Annotated in this window: 4 protein-coding genes and 1 pseudogene; 2 read left to right on the forward strand and 3 right to left on the reverse strand. The window is 59.7% G+C overall.

Annotation, left to right across the window (positions count from 1 at the left end; genetic code table 11):
- Positions 1-157: pseudogene (locus M3I54_RS43710) on the reverse strand (IS5/IS1182 family transposase); the annotation flags it as partial.
- Positions 158-290: 133 nt separating this feature from the next.
- Between M3I54_RS43710 and M3I54_RS43715 the strand changes: the two are divergent.
- Positions 291-980 (forward strand): NUDIX domain-containing protein, encoded by a 690-nt coding sequence (locus M3I54_RS43715; protein ID WP_375542328.1) that lies wholly within the window; start codon positions 291-293, stop codon positions 978-980.
- Between the two features lie 86 nt (positions 981-1,066).
- On the opposite strand, the gene M3I54_RS43725 is transcribed toward M3I54_RS43715, so the two are convergent.
- Positions 1,067-2,044: a nitronate monooxygenase family protein gene (locus M3I54_RS43725; protein ID WP_254346615.1), complete on the reverse strand. Its 978-nt coding sequence runs from the start codon at positions 2,042-2,044 to the stop codon at positions 1,067-1,069.
- A gap of 188 nt (positions 2,045-2,232) precedes the next feature.
- On the opposite strand from M3I54_RS43725, the gene folE reads away from it, so the two are divergent.
- On the forward strand, positions 2,233-2,868 hold the full coding sequence (gene folE, locus M3I54_RS43730; RefSeq protein ID WP_254346617.1) for a GTP cyclohydrolase I FolE: 636 nt from the start codon (positions 2,233-2,235) through the stop codon (positions 2,866-2,868).
- A 100-nt stretch (positions 2,869-2,968) separates the two neighbouring features.
- Here folE and M3I54_RS43735 read toward each other — a convergent pair.
- Positions 2,969-3,202 (reverse strand): transposase (locus M3I54_RS43735; protein WP_254337968.1); only part of this gene is annotated, 234 nt, incomplete at its 5' end.

Here is a 3,202-nt window from a genome sequence, read left to right on the forward strand (position 1 = left end):
TGTCCGCTTCGTACATCTCGGCGAACAGTCGATCCATCTTCGCCAGCGCTTCGTTCGCCATTACGCGGATCGAACGCAACGGATGCGACTTGGGGACGAAGTCGTCCAGCTTGCGCACGGAAAACAAACTCTCGGTGAAAGTGTCGGCGCCGCGCATGATCTCCAGTGGGTAAGTGGTGGTTCATCTATCAACGCTTCACGAACTCTGCGCGATGACATGTTTCAGCGGTACTTCAGCAACCTGTTAGGGCTCCGCGCAAGGGGTTATCCATTGAATTAGAGGGAGTGACGTGGTACGCCCAGAACAACTGCTCCACCCGCAACGACAATCCGTTTCACCACGCCCGGCGGCAACGATGCTGTTGTTGCGCGACGCGCAATACGAAGGTTCTCCCGCCATCGAAGTGCTCATGACGCGACGCTCGGCTCAAGCGAGTTTCGCGCCGGGCGCCTTCGTCTTTCCTGGCGGAGCGATCGATTCCTCCGACGCAGGCATCGCTGCCGGCGCATCACGGCGCAGCACGCAAAACGAGGCCCAGTTGGTTGCGGCTGTGGCGGCGATACGCGAAACATTTGAAGAACTAGGCGTATTGCTCGCTCGGCAAAGCGATGGCGCGTTCGTCGATGACAGCGATATTGCGACGCTCGACCGACGCGCAGCGATCGAGGAACATCACACCCGGCGAGGCCTTACGCTAGCCGCCGACTGCGTTTATCCGCTCGCGCACTGGATCACCGACCGCGACCTGCCTCGGCGTTTCGACGTGCAGTTTTTCGTGGCGCGCAGCCTCAAGGCGCACCGCCTGGCACGTGAAGCAAAGATTGCCCAAGCGGTGAAGACGCTGCCGAACGGTTCGATCGACGACTGGCTCCGTCATGCCTACGACGACGTACCGGAAAGACTCTGGCCGGCCGCGGCCCGCTCGCTGCTCGCTCACCTTGAGCGGTTAGACGAGCAACCCCACGCCCATCCCAACTAAATTCGCATTCCGATTACAAGCTGCCTGCACGCGCGCGTTTGATATCCGCGCGCGTGCAGGCGCATTCAAAACGCCTTACGGGACGCTCAGTTCCCTTGTGCGAACGCGGTCAGCCTGCCGTGAATGAGTGCGCGCGCCTCAGCAACCATCCGGCTCACGAGTTGCGCGCAGGTGGGAATATCCTCGATCAGCCCGATCGCGAGACCAGCCGGGAACGTGCCATCTTCCGTATCCCCCGTCTCGTACATGCGCTTACCGCGCTCGCCGCTCACGAGTGGCTTGAGATCCGCGAACGTCGCGCCTTCCTTGTATTCGAGTTCCAGCACCTTCTCCGCGACCGAATTCCTGAAAATGCGCGAGGTGTTCTTCAGCGTACGGAAAATCAACGCCGTGTTGCGCTCATCGTTTTCGACCAGCCTGCGCTTGACGTTCTCATGAATCGGCGCCTCCTGTGTGGCCATGAATCGCGTGCCCATGTTGATGCCGTCCGCGCCGAGCGCGAGTGCCGCTACCATCCCCCGTGCGTCGGCGATGCCGCCCGATGCGAGCATCGGAATGCGCAGTTTCGCAGCGGCGGCCGGCAACAGAATGAGATTGGGCACGTCGTCTTCGCCTGGGTGGCCGGCACATTCGAAACCGTCCACGCTCACGGCGTCGCACCCCAAAGCCTCAGCTTTCAGCGCGTGACGCACGGAAGTGCATTTGTGGATGACCTTGATTCCCGCGGCCTTAAACGCCGGCATGTACGGCTCGGGATTACGTCCCGCCGTCTCGACGACCTTCACGCCGTTTTCCACGATCGCTTGCATGTACTCATCGTACGGAACCGGTTTGATCGTTGGTAGTATGGTCAGGTTCACGGCGAACGGCTGATCCGTCATCGATCGGACGCGGCCAATCTCGTTGCGCAGCGCCTCCGGCGTGGGCTGCGTGAGCGCGGTGATGGTGCCGAGCGCACCGGCGTTCGAAACGGCAGCGGCCAGTTCCGCACGTCCCACCCACATCATGCCTCCCTGGACGATGGGGTATCGAATCCCAAGTAACTCTGTAATGCGCGTTTTCATGTACTGATCCTGTGATGTAGGTGCAACCTGCTCGCTCAGCGCGCGGCCTTGTCGAGCGCAGCTTTGCTTGCGTTTGTATTTACGAACGTCGTGCAATTATATACACTTTACTCACATTGCCGACACGGCTGTGCAGCAGATGCACATGTGCGTCGGATTGCACGAGGCATGAATGATCAGGAGAGTTGATGAACAAGCGAGACAACGGGATAGGCGCTGAGGAAGCGTCGGTTCGCCCCACGCGGGATCAGGCTGAAGAAGCCGTGCGCACGCTCATCCGATGGGCGGGCGACGACCCGGAAAGAGAAGGCCTCATTCAAACGCCCGCGCGCGTTGCTCGCGCGTATCGCGAGTTCTTCGCGGGATACGAATCCGACCCGATGCAGATTCTCGCCACGACGTTTTCAGAAGTGGATGGCTACGACGAAATGGTGGTGCTAAAGGACATCCGCTTCGAAAGCTATTGCGAGCACCATATGGTGCCTATCATCGGGCGCGCGCATGTCGCCTACCTGCCTGAACATCGTGTGGTCGGCATTTCCAAACTTGCGCGCCTCGTCGATGTCTATGCCAAGCGTCTGCAGATTCAGGAGAAGATGACCGTTCAAATCGCCGATGCGCTGAACACCGTGCTGCAACCCAAGGGCGTCGCGGTGATCCTCGAGGCCGCGCATCAGTGCATGAGCACACGCGGCGTGCATAAGGCCGGTGCGTCGCTCGTGACAAGCCGTATGCTGGGCGCGTTTCGTGACGACCCCTCCACGCGCCGCGAATTTCTGTCGATTGTGGGCCACAGTACGATCATGCCGTTGCCCAATAGCTGAAAGCCAACGCCGACTCCCCGCCGACGTTGGCTTTCATGACTTGCCGGTTGATCTGTCGTAAGCGTCACCCGACGCTTACGCAAGCCACTAGTCGACTGCGTCATTGAAATGGCACTGGTCGAATTCGCCGCGATGGATCGTCATACTTCCATTTAATCGGCTTGGGATTCTTGTTGTGCTCGCGGATATAGCGCATCAGCTTGCGCTCCAGATCCTTTACCGTGGTGAAGATACCTCGCGCAATCACGTCGCGCTGGATGCGCGAGAACCAGTTCTCCACCTGATTTAGCCAGGAGGTATAGGTCGGCGTGTAATGCAACCGCACGTTTCGGTG

It is taken from the genome of Paraburkholderia sp. CNPSo 3274, from assembly GCF_024206475.1.
Lineage (GTDB): Bacteria > Pseudomonadota > Gammaproteobacteria > Burkholderiales > Burkholderiaceae > Paraburkholderia.

Excerpts from the sequence above, each read along its gene's own strand:
- M3I54_RS43725 (WP_254346615.1), bottom strand. The coding sequence starts at position 2,044 with ATGAAAACGCGCATTACAGAGTTACTTGGGATTCGATACCCCATCGTC.
- folE (WP_254346617.1), top strand. The coding sequence starts at position 2,233 with ATGAACAAGCGAGACAACGGGATAGGCGCTGAGGAAGCGTCGGTTCGC.